The following is a 20,276-nucleotide window of genomic DNA, read 5'->3' on the forward strand; positions in this document are numbered from 1 at the left end:
CCCGCATCGGCGGCCACGGCCTCGAGATCGTCCTCGCCCTCTGCACCCGCCTCCACACCGAGACCACCCCCCACGGCAAACGCCTCCACGCCCACCTCCCCCTCACCTGACCCCACCACCCCCCCCCGCCCCACCCCGGACAGCCCGCAGCAACCGCACCACCACGGGCGGACGGGGCACGGGAGGCACCGGCCGTGGCCCGGGTCCGCGGCGCGGCGGCCGCCCGCCGTCGGCGTGGACGGCCTCAGGGGCTGCTCAGCCGGGGCGACGGACGGCGGCGGTGGACGGCGTGAGGCGCTCCCCGTCCCAGATGCGCCGGCCGAGGAGCTCCGCGCAGACCTTCGCCGGGCCGCCGGGCTCGGGCGCCTCGATCGTCCTCCCCCACCGCATCCCGCCGGTTCGCGACCTCGTGCCGGCGGCCTTCCTCATGATCGCGTTCTGGTCACGGGCCGGCCGGGCGGTCGTCGACGTCACGCGCCATCCGGCCGGCCGACCGGGGCGGGGGCGGCCGGGAGCGGCCGGGGAGGCGCGGCGGACGCGTGCCCGGGGGCGCATGCTGGAGGACGGAACCGCTCGAACCGGGAGGTGCCCGATGCCCGTCGGCCGGATCGGCATGGTGGTGCACGAGGGACGGGAGGAGGCCGTGTCCGCGGCCGAGGCGGTGCGCCGGTGGTGCGCGGCGCGGGACGTCCCGGCCGTGGACATCGACGTGTGGCGGGACGACGAGCCGCGCCACGGGGGCCGGGAGGAGGCCGAGGCCGCGGGGAACCCGGACCTGATCGTCACCCTCGGCGGCGACGGCACCTTCCTGCGCGGGGCGCGGATCGCCGCCGCCTGCGACGCCGCGGTGCTGGGTGTGGACCTGGGACGGGTCGGCTTCCTCACCGAGGTCGCCGCCGCCGGGGTGGAGGACGCCCTGGACGCCGTCCACGAGGGGCGGGCGCTGCTGGAGGAGCGGATGACGCTCACCCTGCGCGCGTCCCGCCCGCTGGAGCTCCCCGAGGGCATGGAGGCCCTGCTGCGCTACGGCCGCGGGCCGGCCCTCCCCCCGCCGCACCTGAGGCCCGGCGACCCGCAGGACGTGGGCTGGGGCGTGGCGCTGGACGTCACCGCCCTCAACGACGTGGTGTTCGAGAAGCTCGCCCGCGACCGGCAGGCGAGCCTCGCCGTCTACCTCGGCGGGCGCCTGTTCGCCTCGTACTCCGCCGACGCGGTGGTCGCCGCCACGCCCACCGGCTCCACCGCGTACAGCTTCGCCGCCGGCGGGCCCGTGGTCTCCCCGCACGTCGACGCCGTCGTCTTCACGCCCGTCGCCCCGCACATGGTGTTCGACCGCACGCTGGTCGCCGCCCCGGACGAGGTCGTCGCCGTGAGGGTCCTGCCGCACTCCGGCCGGGTGGCCGTGAGCATCGACGGCCAGCTGCGGGGCGTGCTGGACCCCGGCGACTGGGTCGCGGTCTACGCGGCGCCCCGCCGGCTGCGGCTGGTCCGGCTGGGTCCCACCGACTTCTACGGCCGGCTGCGCGAGCGCTTCCGGCTGGCCGACGCCCCGGCGGCCGCGGCGGACGGGCAGGCCCCGCCGCTGTACCGGCCCGACGGGCCGGTCCCGCCGGACCTCGCCCACCTGCGCCTGCCGCCGCACCCGGGTGACGGGTGACGGGACGGGCCCCGGTCCCCTCCCGGGAGGGCCGGGGCCCGGGGCGCCGCCCGCTCGGTGCAGGGTGCGCAGGAGCTCCGGACCGAAGGGGACGAGGTCCCCGACGCGGCCGGAGCGGATCTTGCCGGCCCACTCGGGGGGCGCGGCCCACAAGGAGCGGACACCGCCACGGGAGGCCTTCATCCGGAACCGGCGCGTGGCGCACCTCACACGGGTGCCGCCGGGGCGGCGCGGAGGCGTTGCACGGCTGTGACGACCGCCGGACAGGGCCCGGACCCCGGGCGGGCATCCTTCGGGCAGCGTCCGGACCGGCGGCCCGTCCGGACGCCGCCCGCCCGCGCACCGCGCGGCTGCGGCGGGCACGGCGGCGGCCGCACCTCCGGGGGCCTTCTCATGCCTGCTCGCACACTCGTCGCCACCGCCACCGCCGTCGCGCTCGCCGCGGGCACGGCGGTCCTGACCACCGGGTGCGGCCCGTCGGGCGACGGCCGCACCGCGGCCGGGAGCCCTGGGGCTCCCACGGCTCCCGCCGCCTCCCGCGCCGTCCCGGCGGGCGGAACGGGGGGTTCCGGGGGCACGGGCACGGCCTCCCCCGGCGGGTCCGGGGGGCCGGGAGGGGCCGCGGGAGGGGCTGCGACGGCCGTCCCTGCCACGAAGGGCGGAACCGGCGCGGGCGGGACGGGCGCGGGCGGGGAGAGGAGCGGGACGCTGACCGTCAGCGACGGCACCCGGTACGTGCGGGTGGGCGGGGCCAGGGTCGACTTCGGCACTCCCGTCCGGGACCTGGCCTGGTCCCCGGACGGCCGCAGGGCGGCCTTCGTCGACGGCCGCGGCGACCTCGTCGTCTCCGCCCCCGACGGCAGCGGGCGGACGGTCGTGGCGGGGAACCCCGGCGGGCAGACCTGGTCCCACCCCGCCTGGCGGGTGATGGCGGCCGACCCCCGCTACGGCTTCAGGGCGCGCAACGACCTCGTCTTCGCGGCCCGGGTCAAGGGGGTCACGGGGCTGGAGACCGTGCCCGCCACCGGCGGCACGCCGCGGCCGCTGGACCTGCCGCTGCGGGCCGGGGAGGGCGGGAGCGGGGGGCCGCTGCCGCAGGCGGGCAACACCTGGCCGAGCGCGGGCGGCCGGTACGCGGACGTCGCCTACGCGAACCCCTCCACCGGGGAGGTCTACGTCCTCGACGACAACCTGCGCGCGACGAGCGCCCCGGTCGGGCACGGCTCGGAGCCCGCGGTGTCCCCGGCCGGGCCCGGCGGGGAGGTCGTCTTCGTCCGCTCGGTCGGCGGCCACGACCACCTCCTCGTGAGCGGCGCGACGGAGAACGGGCGGGTGACGAGGGACCTCACCCCGCACGCCGCGACGGACTACACCGAGCCCGCGTTCTCCCCCGACGGCCGCACCGTCGCCGCCAGGACCCCGGACGGCGTCGTCACGCTGCCGGTCGACGGCTCGGCCGCCCCCGTGCGGGTCTCCGGCCGCCCCGGGCTGCCGGCCTACCGGCGCTGACCCCGCCCGGCGAGTTCGGCGCGCAGCTCGTCCAGGTGCACGTCGGACGTGTCGTGGGGCAGGAACTCGACCACGTCCAGGAAGCGGAAGAGCACCTGCGTCGCGGTGACCGCGTACTCGTAGGCGCCGAAGGCCGCCACCGCCCCGGTCGCACCCCGCGCGGCGCCCCGGACGGCGCGGCCCGCCGCGCCGTCCGGCTGCGGCGCGGCCGTGCCCCGGCGCGCGTTGGGCCGGGCCAGGTACGGGCAGACCATGGAGGCGTAGAGCATGCACGCCCGGTGGCCGGGGCCCTCGGTGGTCGGGGCGAGGTTGCGGTAGGGGCGGCCCGCTGCCAGGGCGTCGGCGATCGCCGCGCTCTCGGCCGCGCCCACCACCCGCCACACGCTCCCCGGGGGCATGGGCGTGCCGCAGACCGCGCAGAGCCGCATCCGCGCGCAGTCGGCGCTGCGGGCGTGGTCGGTGAGGGCGAAGCGCGGCTCGCCGTCCTCCCACGGGGTGACGGCGGGTACGGGGTAGCCCCGGGGGTCGCGGGGCCGGTCCCGGACGGCCGGGGGCGTCGGGACGGTGTCGAAGCGCACCCGCCATGCATACCAGGGCCGTCCGGGCGCGGGCCAGGCCTCGTCCGGCGCGGGCCGGGCGCGCTCCGGCACCCGGCCGGCCCCCCGTGCGGGCCGGATCCCGCCGTCCTCGGCGCACCGCCGACCGCCGCCGGCCGCCCCGGCGCTCCCGGTCGGCGCGGGCCGGGGCGCACCGGCCGGGCGTTTCGTCCGGCGCGGGCCGGGCACGGGCCCGGAGCAGGCCGTGTCCGGATCCTTCCGGCGGCCGCACAGCCCCCGTCCGGGGCGCCGGTGGCGCGGACCGCCCCCGGCACCGCCGGAGAGGCCAAGAAACCCAAGATCACTTGACATTGTCAAATACTGGCGTTTACATGTATTTAGTTGCTTGAGCTACTCAAGCTTATGGCGCGGGCACCGCCCCCGCGGCACCGAAACCCCTGCAAGGAGGCAGTCATGACCGCCGTCCTGTTCGTCGTCACCGGCGCCGACCACTGGACCCTCGCCGACGGCACCCCGCACCCCACCGGCTTCTGGGCCGAGGAGCTCGCCGCGCCGCACCGCGTGCTGCGCGAGGCCGGCTGCGAGGTCACCATCGCCACCCCGGGCGGCGTGGTCCCCACCGTCGACGCGGGCAGCCTGACACCCGACGCCAACGGCGGCAAGGAGCACGCGGACGAGGTGGCCTCCTACCTGGAGTCGATCCGGGCCGACCTGGAGCACCCCGCCAAGCTGGAGGAGGTCGACCTCGACCGGTACGACGCGGTCCTCTACCCCGGCGGCCACGGCCCCATGGAGGACCTCGCCGTCGACGCCGGCTCAGGCCGCCTGCTCACCGCGGCGCTGGACTCCGGCAAGCCGCTCGGCGTGCTGTGCCACGCCCCCGCCGCCCTCCTCGCGGCCCGGCGCGAGGACGGGTCCTGGCCCTTCGCCGGGTACCGCCTGACCGGCTTCAGCAACGACGAGGAGCGCGCCGTCGGCCTGGCCGACAAGGCACCGTGGCTGCTCCAGGACCGCCTGGAGGAGCTGGGCGCCGACTACCGGTCCGAGGCCCCCTTCAGCGAGCACACCGTGACGGACCGCAACCTGCACACCGGTCAGAACCCCGCGTCGTCCGAGCGGCTGGCACGCGAGCTGCTGGCGGCCCTCGGCCGCGGCTGACCGCCGCCGGGCCGCCGCGGCCCGCGGACCGCGGCGGCCCGCACCCGGCCCGACCACCCCCGCACGCCGCCCCGGCGGCAGCACGGCACAGACGAGGCACACGCATGGCACACCCCGTATCCGACACCCGCACCCCCCAGGCCACCGCGTCCGGCACCGCCGGCCGCGGGCAGGACGCCCCGGAGCAGCCCGCGGCGGTCGTCGCCCGGCTGCGCGCGACCTTCCGCACCGGCCGGACCAGGCCGCTGGAGTGGCGCACCGGGCAGCTGCGGCAGCTGCGCGCCCTGCTGACCGAGCACGGCGAGGACCTCGCCGCCGCCCTCCACGAGGACCTGGGGAAGAGCCGCAAGGAGGCGTTCCGGACGGAGGTCGACTTCACCGTCCGGGAGATCGACCACACCCTGGAGCACCTGGAGGAGTGGCTGCGGCCCGAGCCCGCCCCCGTCCCGGACTTCCTCGGCGGGGCCACGGCCTGGACCGTCCACGACCCGCTCGGCGTCGTCCTGGTCATCGCCCCGTGGAACTACCCGGCCCAGCTGCTGCTGGCCCCCGTGGTCGCCGCGCTGGCCGCGGGCGACTGCGTGGTGGCCAAGCCCAGCGAGCTGGCCCCCGCGACCTCCGCCGTGCTGGCCCGCCTGCTCCCCGCGTACCTGGACGCCGAGGCGGTCGCCGTCGTCGAGGGCGGCGTGCCCGAGACCACGGCCCTGCTGGAGCAGCGCTTCGACCACATCTTCTACACCGGCAACGGCACCGTCGGGCGGATCGTCATGGCGGCGGCGGCCCGCCACCTCACCCCCGTCACCCTCGAACTCGGCGGCAAGTCCCCGGCGTTCGTGGACCGCGGCACGGACGTGGCGCAGGTCGCCGCCCGGCTGGCGGCGGGCAAGTTCCTCAACGCCGGCCAGACCTGCGTGGCCCCCGACTACGTGCTGACCGACCCGGAGACCGCCCGCGCGCTGGAGTCCGCCCTGGCCGACGCCGTCACGGCGCTGCACGGACCGGACCCGGCGGCGTCGCCGGAGTACGGCAGGATCGTCAACGAGCGGCACTTCGACCGCCTGGTCGGCCTGCTCGGCTCCGGCCGCACGGTGGTCGGCGGCGGCCACGACCGGGAGACCCGGTACATCGCGCCGACCGTCCTGGCCGGGGTGGCCGCGGACGAGCCGGTCATGCAGGAGGAGATCTTCGGTCCGATCCTGCCGATCGTCGAGGTCGACGGCCTCGACGAGGCGATCGCCTTCGTCAACGACCGCGAGAAGCCGCTGGCGCTGTACGCGTTCACCGAGGACGAGGACGCCCGGCGGCGGCTCTCCGAGGAGACCTCCTCCGGCGGCCTCGCCTTCGGCCTGCCGGTCGCGCACCTCACCGTCCCGGACCTGCCCTTCGGCGGCGTCGGCGAGAGCGGCATGGGCAGCTACCACGGCCGCTACGGCTTCGAGACCTTCAGCCACCGCAAGGCCGTGCTCGACAAGCCGCTGGACTGACCCCGCCGCCCTGCGGCGGCACCGCCACCGCCACCGCCCGGCCGCGGACGCGCACCCCGCGCGTCCGCGGCCGGCGGCGTGCACGGGGGCGGTCCGGCGGGCTCGACGGCGGGACCGCCCGGGCCGCCGCCGCGACGGCCGGTCGGGTCCGGCGGCCGACCGGACCGGCCGAGGCCGCGCGGCCCGGTCAGCGGCCGCGGTCCTCGCGCCGGGGCCGGTGGACGTACGGGGTCGTGGTGTCCAGCGGGACGAACCCGAGCCGTTCCAGGATGGGGCGGCTCCGGTCGGAGGCGTCGACCCGGAGGTACGGGTAGCCGAGCTCGGCGGCGGCCCGGGCGCGGTGGGCGACCAGGGCCCGGTACAGGCCCCGGCCCCGCCAGGCCGGCACGGTGCCGCCGCCCCAGAGGCCGGCGAAGTCCGTGCCCGGCTCCAGTTCCATCCGCGCCGCGCACACCGGCAGGCCGTCGGCCACCGCGACGACCATGCGGACCGTCCCCGGGCTGTGCGCCAGCCGGTCGAGCAGCCGCCGCCGCAGGCGGTCGCCGTCCGCGCCGAACGCCTGCTCGTGGACGTCCACCACGAGGTCCACCCCGGCCGGATCGGCCACCGGGAGCAGGCGGACGCCCTCGGGGAGGCTGGCGTCGGCGGGCAGGTCCCGGACCCGGGCGACCATCACGGTCTCCTCCGGCTCGGGGGTGAACCCGGCCGCCCGCAGCCGGGCGCCGAGGTCGCCGGGCCGGTCGCGGGCGTACAGCTTCCATTCGAACTCCCGCCCCAGCGCCGAGAAGCAGCGGACCTGGGCCGCGATCGCGGCGTCCGCCGTCCCCTCGTCGAGGTCCGACCAGACGACGCCGTTCCAGCCGTGCTCCGCGCCGACCTGCCGCACCACGGCCCCGTCCCGCTCCACGCGGGCGCCGGGGCCGTCGGGCCGCGCCCCCCGCCTCACCTGGCGGTCGAACAGGGCGAGTACTTCTGCGTGGTCCATCCGCCCATCCCAGCACGGGACGGGCCGCCGGTCACGCCGGTTTCCCCCGCGCCCCCGCGGGGCCCCGCCTCCGAGGGCGCCACGGGCGGTACCGGCGGCTCCGGCACGGCCGCCCCGGGGCCGGGGTGCCCGCCGCCGGGGCCGACCCGCCCGGGCACCTGCGCCGGATCCCCGCGCCCCGCGGGGAAGCGGACGCGGGACGACCCGGTCTGCTACCTTCGCGACTGCGCGTCAGGTGTCGTGCGGTCAGGCGGGCTGCTCCGGGGAACCGGGACGCCACGGCCCGCGGCCGCCGCCCGCACCCGGCCCGCACCCGCCCGACGGGCGCCCTCGCGGCGCCGTGCGGATCCTGACCTCTCCCAGGAGACCCGCACCGCGGCCCCGCGCCGCGGACCACCGCCGCCCGCGCCCCTCAGGGGAGCACGGGCCGCCGCCCCTCCCTGGAGAGTCCGTGCCTGCCCCACCCATCCCCCCGGCCGTCCCGGCCACTGCGCAGGCGGCGCCCGCCGTTCCGGGCGCGGGCGGAGCCGCGCAGGTCCGCGGACCGCTGCCCTGCCGCATGCGGACCTGTGCCGCCCCGGCGGCCGGGGCGGCGCCGAGGCCCCCCGCGGACACCGGCGGCACGGCGCCGCCCGGCAGCCCGCCGCCCGCAAGCGCGGGGACGGACGCGCTGCGCCTGCCGCCGCGCGCCGACGCCGCCCGCCCGCCGCAGCCCCGCGGCTGAGGCGCACCCGCCGGGCGCGGCACCACCGCGCCCGGTGCGCCGCCGCGGACGCCGCGGCTCCCCGGCCCGTCCGCGGGTCCGCGGACCCGCCCGCGGGAGGGCCGCCCCGGAGGACGGGCCCCGCACGGACGGACGCGTGCGCACCCGCGGAGGGGCGCCCGCACCGGCGGCCCGCTCCGGACGGACCGCCCCGCGCCCGGACGGCACCCCCACACGCAAGCCCCGGACCGGGCCGAGCCCCGTCCGCGAGCCCCTGGAGAGACCCATGGACCACGTGCACTTCGAAGGCGTCGCCGACGGCGGCGAGGCCAAGGTCGCGTACACCGCGCGCCGCCTGCTGGACGTCGGCTACGGCACCCTGCGCCCCCTGCGGGTGCGGACGGGCGAGCACCGGCCGCGGCGGGGGGACCTGGTGCTCTGCCGGGTCACCGGCATCGGGCAGCACCGCTTCCTGGGGCAGCGGGACGGCGCACGCAGCCGGCTGTTCCCGGGCGACGGCGTGGTGGTCGTCTACGGGGACCGGTACGCGCCCGACCAGTTCGAGGCGGTGGTCCCCGACCACCTGGGCCCCTGCCACCTGGCGGCGGGCGGCGGGATCGCGGCGACCGTGGTCTCCCGGCACGCCTCCATGCTGCCGCCCACCGCGCTCCGCCCCGTCGGGCTGGTGGCGGGCGAGTCGGGGGCGACGCTCAACCTGCGGGCGCTCGCCCACCCGCTCGGGGCGGACGGGCCGGTCCGGCCGCCGACCGTCGCGGTGCTGGGCACGTCGATGAACGCGGGGAAGTCCACCGCCGCGGCGTCCCTGGTCCGCGGCCTGGTGCGCGCGGGCCGCCGGGTGGGAGGGGCGAAGGTCACCGGCACCGGCGCGCCCGGCGACCCGGTGCTGCTGGCGGACGCGGGGGCGGCCTGCGTCGTCGACTTCACCGACTTCGGCTTCCCCAGCACCTACCGGCTGGAGGCGGCCGAGGTCCTCGGCGTGCTGCGGGCGGCGGTGGCGCACCTGGCGCGGCAGTGCGTGGACGCGATCGTGCTGGAGGTCGCCGACGGCATCCTGCAGCGCGAGACGTCGTTCCTGCTGGGGACGGGGACGTTCCGGCGCCGGGTCGGCGGTGTGCTCTTCGCCGCGCCGGACGCGGTGAGCGCGGTGGCGGGGTCCCGGTACCTCGCCGGGCAGGGCCTGCCGGTCCGGGCGGTCGGCGGGGTGTTCACCGCCTCCCCGCTCGCCGTGGCGGAGGCGGCGGAGCTGCTGGAGGTGCCGGTCTACGGGTCGGCGGACCTCTCGGAACCGGCCGTGGCGGCATCGGTCCTGACGGGGGCTCCGGCCGTGCCGGCGGCCCGGGTGCCGGACCGGGCCGTCCCGCAGGTGCCGGAGCCCGGCGGGCGGCAGCTGACGGGCTCCGGCGTCGGTGACGCGGTCCGGTGACCCGCCGCGGCGGCCACCGCATCCGCATGCCGCGCACCCTGGGCGGCGGCCGGCGGCGGATGACGGTCCTGCTGGTGCTGGCCGGCCTGGGCCAGGCCCTGTGCGTGGTGGCGCTCTCCGTCGCCCTGCACGTGCTCGCCGCCCGGGCGCGGCACCCTCCCGGCCCGTCCGGGGCCGCGGCGGGCCCGGGCGGCGCGGGCGGCCCGTCCGGCGGGGCGGTGTGGGACTCCCCCGCGCACTGGCCGGCCGCCGCGCTGGTGGCGCTCCTGGCGGCGGCCGCGGTCGCCGCGGTGGCCCTCCAGGCGGTGCGCCCGCCCCTCGCGGAGCGCCTGGCGCAGAGCTACGTGCACGCCGTCCGGATGCTGCTCTTCGACCACCTGGCGCACAGCGTCGCGTGGGGCCCGGGGCGCCGCACGGTCGGGGTGACGGTGCTGCGGTTCACCGGCGACGCGGCGGCCCTGCGGCTCTGGGTGGGCCGAGGGCTGGCCTCGCTGCTCGTCGACGGGGTGTCCGTGGCGGGCACCCTCGCCGCCCTCGCCGTCCTCTCCCCCGGGGCGGGCGTGGCGGCGGCCGTGCTGGTGGCGGCGACCGCCGCGGGCTCCGTCCTGGTCGGCAGGGGCCTGGCGGGGCGGCTGCGGGAGACGCGGCGGCACAGCGGGCGGCTCGCGGCGTTCGTCAACGAGCGCGTCACCCACACCGCCGTGCTGCAGTCGCTCGGACGGGTCCGGCAGGAGCGCCGGATGCTCTCCCGGCGCAGCAGGCGCCTCGGCGAGGCGTCGGTGGAGCAGGCCCGGTGGGCCGGGGCGCTGGGGGCGCTGGCGGAGGGCTGCCGGATCGGGACCGCCCTGGTGGTCGTGGGGGTGGGGTTCTCCGACGCGTCCCACCGGGAGCTGCTGGGGTGGCTGCTGCCCGTGGCGGGCTTCCTCGGCGGTCCGGTCTCCTCGCTGACGCGGGTCCAGGAGTACCGGCAGGCGTCGGCCGTGGCCCGGCGCCGCATCTGCGAGGTCCTCTCGGTCCCCGCTCCGCTGCGGCCGCCCGCCGGGGCGGGGGCGCTGCGCGGCGGGCCCGGCCGCCTGGACCTGGTCGACGTGTGCGTGGAGGGCGTCCTGGACGGCGTCACGGCGTGCGCGGCGCCCGGGTCGAGGGTCGCCGTCACCGGCCCCGCGGGCGGCGGCAAGTCGCTGCTGCTGGCGGTCGCCGCACGGCTCGCGGTGCCGGACCGGGGGTCGGTCGCGCTGGACGGCCTGCCGCTGGCCCGCCACGACCCGGACTCGGTGCACCGTGCGGTGCGGCTGGTCAGCCGCGACCTGCCGCCGCTGCGGGGCAGCGTGTCGGCGGGCCTGCGCCACGGCGACCCGCCGCGGCGGCCCGCCGCGCCGCAGACGCGCCGTCCCGGACATCCCCCGGCGGACACGGCCCGCGACAGCGCCCGGGGGCACGCCCGGGACCACGCCCGCGACGGCGCCCGGGAGGACCCCCCGGACCCCGCCTGGGACGACCTGGCCGGACGTCTGGAGGGACGCCTGGCCGCCGCCCTGCCCCGGGGCCTGGACACGCGGGTGGGCGAGGGGGGCCTCGGCCTGTCGGCGGCGCTGCGCCACCGGGTGGCGCTGGTCCGGGCGGTGCGCAGCCGGCCGCCGGTGCTCCTCGTGGACGAGGCCGACCTGGCGGGGGAGCTGTTCGAGGAGGTGTGGCGGGACTACCCCGGCAGCGTGGTGTGCGTGACCGCCGCCGCGCACCTCCTGGCCGGGGCGGACGCCGTGTGGGTGCTGGAGGGCGGCCGCCTGGCGGTCCTCCCGGCGCGGGCGGCGGCGCACCCGGCGGGGGCGGCGCGCCCGCCCTTCCACGGCCCCCGGCGGGCCCCGGGCGCCGCAGGGGCCGGCCGGGGTGCGCCCCCGGGTCCGGGGGCGCACCCCCGGACCGCCCCGGAACGCTCTGTTACAAACCAGTGACACAGAGTCGCAGTTCGGCACTTGCGGCGACCTCCCGCGAGGCCGTAGCGTCCGGTGTCGTCGGACAGGACGTCCGACGAGACCGGACGACGGGCCGCCGGCCCGCCGCCCCTTCCCACCCCCACTCCCCCATGAGGAGATCCCCGTGATCGACGCCACCGAGCTCGAGAACGAGTCCGCCGAGCTGCTGCCGGGCCGCGAGGCCCTGGGCCGGTTCAGCCTCAACCTCACGAAGCTGACCTGCGTCACCAAGCACGTGGCCAACGTCCACGCCGACAACAGCTCGTACGCGGTGAACAACTTCTCGGACGACGCCGTCGCCCAGGCCAACTCCGGCCAGTGGATCAGCGTCAACCAGTGACGCACCGGGGCCGGGGCGCGTGGCCGCCCCCGCCCGGAAGGCGCTAGGAGAGGCCCTCTCCCCGACCGCCCTCCCGCAGCCCGGACCCCCGGGGGTCCACCGCTCCGGCGGCGGACGGCCCGGATCGGGCGGCGGGGCGGACACGGGAGGCGGGTGCGCCGACCGGACCGCCGGACGACCCTCGCGGGACCGGCCCCAGCAGGACCGGCTGCCACCGGTCCGACCGTCGAACCGTGGAAGGACGGTGTTCCCGGCGGCGCGGCACTCGCCGCCGGGAACACCCCGCCGCACGGCCCGCCCGCGGGCCGCACCGCCCCGGCCCCGTCCGGGGCCTTCTGCCGTGCGCCGCAGGGCGCCGGCGGGCGCAGGACGCAGGACGCAGGACGCAGGACGCAGGACGCAGGACGCAGGACGCAGGACGCAGCGTACGGCCCGCCGGGCCGCCCCGCCCCCGGACGCGGCGCGCGGGCGGCGCCCGCGCCGGTCCCCCTCCCCCGCGCCGGTCCCGCTCCCCCGCACGACCCCGGTTCCGGACCGGGAACCGGGGTACGCGTGACCCGTGATCAGTGTGGGCGTGGAGGAGGAGTTCCTGCTGCTGGACCCGGTCACCGGTCTCCCGGTGGCCCAGGCCGAGCAGGTGCAGGCCGCGGCCCGTCTGCAGCCCCCGCTGGGCGACCGCGAGCTCTCCCCCGAGCTGCTCCAGGCGCAGGTCGAGACCGCCACCCCCGTGTGCCGCGACCTGTCGGAGGTCGGCGGCCACCTGCTGCGGCTGCGGCACGCGACGGGCGTCGCGGCCGAGAAGTGCGGGTGCCGGATCGCGGCGTGCGCGGCGGCGCCGTTCTCCTGCGGCACGCCGGTCCCCGTGGCCGACAGCCCACGCTACCGGGCGATGCGGGAGCAGGCGCCGCGCCTCGTGGAGGAGCAGCTGATCAACGGCATGCACGTCCACGTGGGCGTGGAGGACCGCAGGACGGGGGTGGCGGTCCTCAACCGCATCCGCCCCTGGCTGCCCGTCCTGCTGGCGCTGTCCGCCAGCTCGCCCCTGTGGTGCGGCGCGGACACCGGTTTCGCGAGCTGGCGCACCCTGGTCTTCGGCCGGTGGCCGGTCAGCGGCCCGCCGCCGCACTTCGCGGACGCGGACGACTACGAGGAGCGCTGCCGGACCCTGCTGGGGACCGGGACCATCCGGGACCTGGGCCAGCTGTACTGGCACGCGCGGCTGTCGGAGCGCTACCCGACCGTGGAGGTCAGGGTCGCGGACGTGCAGCTGCGGTGCGACGACGCGGTGATGGTCGCGGGCCTGACCCGCGCGCTGGTGGCGACCGCGCTGCACGAGGAGGAGCGCCGCCTGCCGCAGACGCCCCCTCCCGGCGAGCTGCTGGCCGCGGCCACCTGGCACGCGGCCCGCTCCGGCCTGGGCGGGAACCTCGTCGACCCGCGCACCGGCGCGGCCCGGCGGGCGGGGGACGTCCTCGGCTCCCTCCTGGACCACGTGGCGGCCGCCCTGGACGAGGCCGGGGACACCCGCGAGGTCGCCTCCCTGGTGCACCGGCTCCTGCGGGAGGGCACGGGCGCCGACCGGCAGCGGGAGGCGCTGCGGCGCGGCCCGCTCGCCGTCGTCGACCTGGTGACCAGGGAGACCGTCTCGGGCTGAGCCCGGCGGCGGGGGTCACCTGAGGTAGGGGCCGTCGGTGCCGACCTTGCCCGGGGCGGCGTTGGTCCCGCCCAGGTCGAGGACGTAGACGCGCATGTCGCCCTTGCCGGGGGCGGCGACGGCGAGGGTGCCGTCGGTGACGGTCCGCACGTCCCCCGTGACGGCGTCCTGGTAGGTGCCGTCCGGGATGCCGGTGAAGGTGGCGCCGTCGGTCACCGTGACCAGGGCGAAGCTGTCCGTCCCGGAGGCGGTGTCGGTGTAGCGGCGTTTGAAGGCGATGCCGCCGCTGACGCCCTCGGTGGAGTACTGGCCCGTCTGCAGCGCGGGGATCGCGCGGCGGATCAGGTTGAGGCGCTGGAGGTGCCTGACCAGGGGCTGGTCGAGGGTGTCGGCGACGGCCCCGGTGGCGCTGCCGACCCGGGAGAAGCCGGAGGCGGTGACGGTGCCCTCCAGGTGGTCGCCGTAGTAGGCGCGGCCGGTCGTGGCCAGTGGACAGGAGGGGCCGCAGTCGATCTGCCTCCCGGCCTGGAACTGGATCTCGGAGCCGTAGTAGAGGGTCGGGATGCCGCGGAAGGTCCACATCAGCGCCATGTTCTCCGCCCAGGCGTCCTGGCCGCCGGTGTAGCGGACGGAGGACTTGTTGGGCCCGTAGTCGTGGCTGTCGACGTAGACGACGTTGTAGGTGGCGTCGTTGACGGAGTCGTCGGAGTCCCTGCCGTTGGAGAAGGCGTTGTGCGCGTCCCCGAAGTTCATGTGCATGCGCATGTCGATGATGTCCATGCCGGAGAACCGGGAGCGGTCGGGCGTGTGGTAGCTGTTGCCCTGGAGGAAGGCGTTGGCGGAGGTCGGCTGGTTCCCGGGGCCGAGCTGCTCCTCGTAGGCGTACTGGTCGAGGGCCGCCTGCGTGTCGTCGGCGGTGTACTCGCGGCGCTCCTTCCACGTGTAGAACTGCGCGGAGTGGTCGACCGAGCCGCGGTTCCACTTGTCGTTGACGAAGGCCGCGACCTCGCCGAAGACGAAGAAGTTCGCCGCCTTCTCCGGTCCCCAGTCCTGCAGCACGCGCTGCCGGATGGCGGGCAGGAAGCGCCGGTTCCAGGTGACGCGGGGGATGTGGACGGCGGTGTCGACGCGGAAGCCGTCGACGCCCATGTCGATGTACCGGTCGTAGGCGCCGATGAGGTAGTCCTGCACCGCGGGGTCCTCGGTGTTGAGGTCGGCGAGGTCGTCGGCGAGCCAGCAGGAGCGGGAGTCCTCACCCTCCCAGTTGCCGATCCAGCACCGGTGGTAGTACTTCGCGGGGAACATGCCGCTGGTGGGGCTCGGCCACTGGCAGGCGTGGAGGGTGTAGCCCTCGGGGCTCCTCTGCCCGGTGGGCCTCCCCCAGTCCGTGCAGGTGTTCCCGGCGGGTTCGGCGGTGGACCACAGGTCGCCGTTGTAGTACGACCTGCCGGACCTGGGCTCGACGGTGAGGCCGTCGTAGGCGAAGCCGGGCTGCGGCTCGTCGTAGTACCAGGACCACTGGGAGTCGCGCACGCCGTAGACGGTCGGGACGAACAGGCCCTTGGCGCCCCAGCGGGAGGAGTGGTTGTAGACGACGTCCTGGTAGATCTTCATGCCCTTGGCGTGGGCGGCGTCGATCAGGTCCTGGTAGGACGCCCCGGCGGACTCCAGGCGGGGGTCGACGCGGTAGAAGTCCCAGCCGTGGTAGCCGTGGTAGTCGTAGTCGGAGCGGTTGAGCACGACCGGGGTGATCCAGACGGCGGAGAAGCCGAGGGCCTTGATGTAGTCGAGCTTCTGGATCAGGCCCTTGAAGTCGCCGCGGAACATGGGGTCGTGGTTGGCGGCGTTGCCGGAGCGGACGTCCTGGCTGCCGCCGCGGTCGTTGCCGGGGTCGCCGTCGTAGAAGCGGGCGGTGAGCACGAAGTAGATGGGGTCCCTGCGCGGGTCGGTCCCCAGGGCCCTGCCCGTGGGCGCGGGCGGGGGCGCGCTGCCGGTGGTCGCGGTGGCGGCGGCGGAGGGGGCGGAGAGGTTGCCGGCGGCGTCCCGGGCGCGGACGGTCCAGGAGTAGGCGGTGTCCGGCTCCAGGCCGGTGTCGGAGTACACGGTGGACCCGGTGTCGGCCACCGACGCGCCCCGGGTGCCGCCGGTGCGGGTGACCTGGTAGCCCGTCACGGCGGTGTCGTCGGTGGAGGGTTCCCAGGTCAGGACGGCGGAGGTGCCGGTCGCCGACGCCCGCACGGCGGCGGGCACGGTGGGCGCGGCGGTGTCGGGGAGGGTGGCGGCGCAGGGGTCGGCGGCGGGCGCGGTGACCGTGCGGTCCTTGACGGTGACGGTGCCGGCGGGCAGGGCGTAGTCGGCGCCGTCGTTGTTGTCCCAGACGCCGTTGCCGTTGTTGAAGGCCGCCCGGAGGCCCCGGGCGGCGCCGAGGTCGACGGTCCGCCTCACCCAGCCGGTGCAGGCCGGCTCCATGGCCGTGCCGGGCACGGCGGTCCAGACGCCGCCGTCGGGGGCCCAGTGGAGGTTGACGGTGGTCCAGCCGACGGTGGCGGTGGAGTAGAAGACGGTGGCGGTGCCCCCTCCCCCGGTGGGGGTGGGCGACGGGGAGGGGGTGGCGCCGGCGCAGGGGTCGCTGTGGGCCACCGCGCCGTCCTTGACGGTGACGGTGCCGGCGGGCAGGGCGTAGTCGGCGCCGCCGTTGTTGTCCCAGATGCCGCCGCCGTCGGTGAAGGTCGCCTGGAGGCCGGTGGCGGCGCCGAGGTCGACGGTCCGCTTCACCCAGTCGGTGCAGGCCGGCTCCATGGCGACGCCGGGCACGGCGGTCCAGGCGCCGCCGTCGGGGGCCCAGTGGAGGTGGTAGGCCTTCCAGTTGCGGGTCTTCGTGAAGTAGAAGACCGTCGCGGTGCCGGAGGCCGCGGCGGCGGGCCGCGGGGCGGGGGGGGGGGGGGTGGGGGGGGCGGCGGCGAGCAGGCCCAGGAGCAGGCCGGCCGGGGGGCGGAGGGCGGCGGTTCCGGGCTGCCGCCGCAGGGGCGGTGTCGTCTTCACGGGGTGCTCCTCGTGCGGGGCCGCCGGGCGGCGCGGCGGCCCGGCACGCCCGCGGCGCCGGGGGCGGCGGGGGCGGGCACGGGGGGCCGCCGGTGCGGCGCGGGCCGTCCGGGGCGGCGGAGGGGTGGGTGGGGAGCGGCGGGCCGGGTCCGGACCGCGCGCGCCGCCGCCCCCACCGGCACGGGTGCCGGGTTCCGCGGGGGCCGCGGGCGGGTGGTGGGCGGCCAGGTCGGCCCGCTCCTTGCGCAAGCGGCTGCAATTCCTGTCAAGAGATTACCGATACATGACAGCCGCGTAAAGACACGTCACAGGCTCGGGTGACCCACCGTCAGGGCGGATCCCCGACCGGTGCGACCGGACCGGAGGCGGATCGCAGGGGCCCGGCCGCAAGATCTTGCAGGGACCGCCGGCGTCCGGCCGCCCGTGGTGACGTGCCGTCACCTCCGTTGCCCGCCGGGCACTTCGGCCCGTCGCACCCCTCCCCCCGGCGCGGGCCCGCGTGGGAGCATCGCGTCCGCGCACCGCGTCCGCGCGGCGCGGGCACACCACGGGCGCCTCCCGGAGGGGCCAGGCGCGGCGGCGGTCGGACGCGCCGCGCCGCGCCCGCGGGCAGGACGAGAGGGAGGACCGGCATGGGATTCCGCACGCCCCGCCTCGCGGACCTCGACGTCGGGGAGTGGCGCTCGCTCCCCTACCTGGACCGGATCAGGCCGCTCGCCCTGCACTGGGTCGACCACGGCTTCGGCACCCCCGGCGCCGTCCACCTGCTCTACGCCGCGAAGACCGCGGTGTACGCGGCCGGCGGCCTGGCGGTCGTCGCGGCCACCCCCGGCCTCGGCGGCCTCGCGCACCTCGGCTCCTGGTGGGCGGCGCCCGTCGCCTACCAGAAGCTGGCCGTGTGGACGCTGCTGTGGGAGGTGCTGGGCCTGGGCTGCGGGTCGGGCCCGCTCAGCTCGCACTTCGTGCCGCCGGTCGGGGCGTTCCTGCACTGGGCGCGGCCCGGCACCGTGCGCCTGCCCCCGTGGCCGGGGCGGGTGCCGTTCACCGGCGGCACCCGCCGGGGCGCCGCCGACGTGCTGCTGTACGCGGCGGTGGCGGGCGCGGCGGTGTGGCTGCTCTGCTCGCCCGCCGGGCGGGACGGGATGCTGCCGCGCGTGGCGGTCGCCGCCCTCGCTGCCGCGCTGGCGCTGCTGGGCCTGCGCGACCGGACGGTGTTCCTGGCCGCCCGCGGGGAGCACCACGGGCTGGCGCTGGTGCTCTTCCTCTTCCCCGCCGCCGACCTGGTGCCCGCCCTGAAGCTGCTCATGGCCGCCCTGTGGTGGGGCGCGGCGACCTCCAAGCTCAACCGGCACTTCCCCTTCGTCGTCGCCGTCATGGTCAGCAACAGCCCGCTCCAGCGGTGGCGGCGGGTCAAGCGCGCCTTCTACCGGCACCCGCCGGACGACCTGCGCCCCTCGCGGACGGCCGTGCTCGCCGCCCACGCGGGCACCGCGGTCGAGTACGCCGTGCCGCTGGTCCTGCTGCTCTCGCGCGGCGGCACGGCGACGGCCGCCGCCCTGGCCGTCATCGTCCTCTTCCACCTGCACATCCTCTCCACCGTGCCGATGGGCGTGCCCCTGGAGTGGAACGTCTTCTTCGTCTACTCGGCGCTGGTGCTCTTCGGCCGGTACGCCGCCGTCGGCCCGACGGCGCTGCACTCCCCGCTGCCGGCCGCGGTCCTGCTCGTCTGCCTGGTGGGCGTCCCGGTGCTGGGGAACCTCCGCCCCGACCTGGTCTCCTTCCTGCCGTCGATGCGGTACTACGCCGGGAACTGGCCGACCAGCCTGTGGTGCTTCCGCCGCGGCGCCGAGGGCCGGCTCGACGCGGGGGTCGCCAAGGCCGCGGCGCTGCCCGTCGACCAGGTCGCGGCCCTGTACGGGCGGGAGAACGCCGAGCTGCTGCTGCACCTGGGCCTGGCCTGGCGGTCGCTGCACAGCCACGGACGCGCGCTCAACGGCCTGTTGCCGCGCGCCGTCGGGGACCCCGACGCCTACGATGTGCGGGACGGCGAGACGGTCGCCGGAGCCGTCCTCGGCTGGAACTTCGGGGACGGGCACCTGCACGGGGAGCAGCTGCTGCGCGCGGTCCAGGAGCGCTGCGGCTTCGCCCCGGGCGAGCTGCGCGTCGTCGCCCTGGAGTCGCAGCCGGTGCACCGCCGGTGCCAGCACTACCGGATCCTGGACGCGGCGGACGGGACGGTCGAGGAGGGCTGCGTGGACGTGGCGGACATGACGGGGCGTCAGCCCTGGCTCGACGGACCGGGGAGCACGGTCCCCGTACGGCCCGCGTGCCCGGCGGCGGCCGGTGCCCGTGGCTGACGCCGTCGTCGTGGGGTCCGGCCCGAACGGCCTGGCCGCCGCCGTCACCCTCGCCCGGGCCGGCCTCGGGGTCACCGTCCTGGAGGCCGCCGACAGCATCGGCGGCGGCACCCGCACCGGTGAGCTGACCGTGCCCGGCCTGCTCCACGACCACTGCTCCGCCGTGCACCCGCTGGGCGCGGGCTCGCCGTTCCTCGACTCCCTCGGCCTGGAGCGGTACGGGCTGACGTGGCGGTGGCCCGAGATCGACCTCGCCCACCCCCTGGACGGCGGCCGGGCCGGCGTGCTGCACCGCTCGCTCGACGCGACCTGCGCGGGCCTCGGGGAGGACGGCGCCGCCTGGCGGCGGCTCTTCGGGCCGCTCGCGGACGGCTTCGACGACCTGCGCGAGGACGTGCTGCGCCCGGTGGTCCGCGTGCCCTCGCACCCGGTGGCGCTGGCCCGCTTCGGTGCGCGGGCGGCGCAGCCCGCCGCCGTCCTCGCCCGGCGGTGGCGCACCGGGGAGGCGCGCGCCCTGTTCGCCGGGGCGGCCGCCCACGCCATGCACCCGCTCACCCGGCCCGCCACGGCCGCCGTCGGGCTGATGCTGACCGCCGCCGGGCACCGCTACGGCTGGCCCGTCGCCGAGGGCGGCTCCCGGGCGGTCACCGACGCCCTCGCCGCCGTGCTGGGCGAGCTGGGCGGCACCATCGAGACGGGGGTGCGGGTGCGCTCGCTCGCCGAACTGCCGCCCGCCCGGGTCGTCATGCTGGACCTCGCGCCCGGAGCCGCGGCCGACGTCTGCGGCGACCGGCTGCCGCCCCGGGTGCGCCGCGCCTACCGGCGCTGGCGGCACGGGCCGGCGGCGTTCAAGGTCGACCTCGCGGTGGAGGGCGGCGTGCCGTGGACGGCGGAGGCCTGCCGCCGCGCCGGGACCGTCCACGTCGGGGGCACGCTCGCCGAGGTCGCCCACGCCGAGCGGGAGGTCCACCGCGGCCGGATGCCGGAGCGGCCGTTCGTCCTGGTCGCCCAGCAGTACCTGGCCGACCCCTCCCGCTCCCGCGGCTCCCTGCACCCGGTGTGGGCGTACGCGCACGTCCCGCACGGCTGGGACGGCGACGCCACGGAGGCCGTGCTGCGGCAGGTCGAGCGGTTCGCCCCCGGCCTGCGCGAGCGGGTCGTCGCCACGGCGGTCCGCTCCCCCGCGCAGTTCGCCGCGTACGACGCCAACTACGTCGGCGGGGACATCGCGACCGGCGCCAACACCGTCCGCCAGCTCGCCCTGCGGCCGCGGCCCGCCGCCGACCCGTACCGCACCGGCGTCCCCGGCGTGTACCTGTGCTCCGCCGCGACGCCGCCCGGCGCCGGCGTCCACGGCATGTGCGGCCACAACGCGGCCCTCTCCGCACTGCGGGGGCTGTGACCGGGGCTGCG

Annotated in this window: 14 protein-coding genes; 10 read left to right on the plus strand and 4 right to left on the minus strand. The window is 78.0% G+C overall.

The annotated features are described in order from the left end of the window. Positions 1-255: 255 nt before the first annotated feature. Positions 256-474: a hypothetical protein gene (locus tag LO771_RS28405; protein ID WP_230747757.1), complete on the minus strand. Its 219-nt coding sequence runs from the start codon at positions 472-474 to the stop codon at positions 256-258. Between the two features lie 118 nt (positions 475-592). Here LO771_RS28405 and LO771_RS28410 point away from each other — a divergent pair, with 118 nt between their 5' ends. Both LO771_RS28410 and LO771_RS28415 read left to right on the plus strand, forming a co-directional pair. Continuing rightward, positions 593-1,657, plus strand: coding sequence for an NAD(+)/NADH kinase (locus tag LO771_RS28410; RefSeq protein ID WP_230747758.1), 1,065 nt, complete (start codon positions 593-595; stop codon positions 1,655-1,657). 393 nt (positions 1,658-2,050) lie between these two features. After that, on the plus strand, positions 2,051-3,166 hold the full coding sequence (locus LO771_RS28415) for a hypothetical protein (RefSeq protein ID WP_230747759.1): 1,116 nt from the start codon (positions 2,051-2,053) through the stop codon (positions 3,164-3,166). On the opposite strand, the gene LO771_RS28420 is transcribed toward LO771_RS28415, so the two are convergent. Beyond that, positions 3,154-3,744, minus strand: a complete 591-nt coding sequence (locus tag LO771_RS28420; RefSeq protein ID WP_230747761.1) for a hypothetical protein — start codon at positions 3,742-3,744, stop codon at positions 3,154-3,156. The genes LO771_RS28415 and LO771_RS28420 overlap by 13 nt on opposite strands. Positions 3,745-4,176: 432 nt before the next feature. On the opposite strand from LO771_RS28420, the gene LO771_RS28425 reads away from it, so the two are divergent. Together LO771_RS28425 and LO771_RS28430 are read left to right on the plus strand one after the other, a co-directional pair. Beyond that, a complete protein-coding gene (locus LO771_RS28425) occupies positions 4,177-4,881 on the plus strand; it encodes a type 1 glutamine amidotransferase domain-containing protein (RefSeq protein WP_230747763.1) in 705 nt (234 codons plus the stop codon). 104 nt (positions 4,882-4,985) lie between these two features. Further along, on the plus strand, positions 4,986-6,365 hold the full coding sequence (locus tag LO771_RS28430; protein ID WP_230747766.1) for an aldehyde dehydrogenase family protein: 1,380 nt from the start codon (positions 4,986-4,988) through the stop codon (positions 6,363-6,365). 187 nt (positions 6,366-6,552) lie between these two features. Here LO771_RS28430 and LO771_RS28435 read toward each other — a convergent pair whose 3' ends face one another. Beyond that, the gene (locus LO771_RS28435) at positions 6,553-7,350 is read right to left on the minus strand and encodes a GNAT family N-acetyltransferase (RefSeq protein ID WP_230747767.1); all 798 of its coding nucleotides are present in this window, start codon (positions 7,348-7,350) and stop codon (positions 6,553-6,555) included. Between the two features lie 989 nt (positions 7,351-8,339). Here LO771_RS28435 and LO771_RS28440 point away from each other — a divergent pair. The 4 genes from LO771_RS28440 (at position 8,340) to LO771_RS28455 (ending at position 13,464) form a co-directional block, all read left to right on the plus strand. After that, entirely contained in the window at positions 8,340-9,497 is a 1,158-nt protein-coding gene (locus tag LO771_RS28440; protein ID WP_230747769.1) for a DUF1611 domain-containing protein, read from the plus strand. A 26-nt stretch (positions 9,498-9,523) separates the two neighbouring features. After that, entirely contained in the window at positions 9,524-11,449 is a 1,926-nt protein-coding gene (locus LO771_RS28445; RefSeq protein WP_230747771.1) for an ABC transporter ATP-binding protein, read from the plus strand. A gap of 145 nt (positions 11,450-11,594) precedes the next feature. After that, a complete protein-coding gene (locus LO771_RS28450) occupies positions 11,595-11,810 on the plus strand; it encodes a hypothetical protein (protein ID WP_230747773.1) in 216 nt (71 codons plus the stop codon). A gap of 559 nt (positions 11,811-12,369) precedes the next feature. Further along, entirely contained in the window at positions 12,370-13,464 is a 1,095-nt protein-coding gene (locus LO771_RS28455; protein WP_230747776.1) for a glutamate--cysteine ligase, read from the plus strand. Between the two features lie 15 nt (positions 13,465-13,479). Here the strand turns inward: LO771_RS28455 and LO771_RS28460 are convergent, their stop codons facing one another. Further along, a complete protein-coding gene (locus tag LO771_RS28460) occupies positions 13,480-16,443 on the minus strand; it encodes a carbohydrate binding domain-containing protein (protein WP_230747797.1) in 2,964 nt (987 codons plus the stop codon). Positions 16,444-17,138: 695 nt separating this feature from the next. Here LO771_RS28460 and LO771_RS28465 point away from each other — a divergent pair. Both LO771_RS28465 and LO771_RS28470 read left to right on the plus strand, forming a co-directional pair. Further along, positions 17,139-18,863 carry a DUF3556 domain-containing protein gene (locus LO771_RS28465; protein WP_230747778.1) on the plus strand — a complete coding sequence of 575 codons (1,725 nt, stop codon included), beginning with the start codon at positions 17,139-17,141 and terminating at the stop codon, positions 18,861-18,863. Continuing rightward, positions 18,856-20,265 (plus strand): NAD(P)/FAD-dependent oxidoreductase, encoded by a 1,410-nt coding sequence (locus LO771_RS28470; RefSeq protein WP_230747779.1) that lies wholly within the window; start codon positions 18,856-18,858, stop codon positions 20,263-20,265. Before LO771_RS28465 ends, LO771_RS28470 begins: the two co-directional genes overlap by 8 nt. Positions 20,266-20,276 lie beyond the last annotated feature (11 nt).

Source organism: Streptacidiphilus sp. ASG 303, from assembly GCF_020991365.1.
In the GTDB taxonomy this organism is placed as follows: Bacteria; Actinomycetota; Actinomycetes; order Streptomycetales; family Streptomycetaceae; genus Peterkaempfera.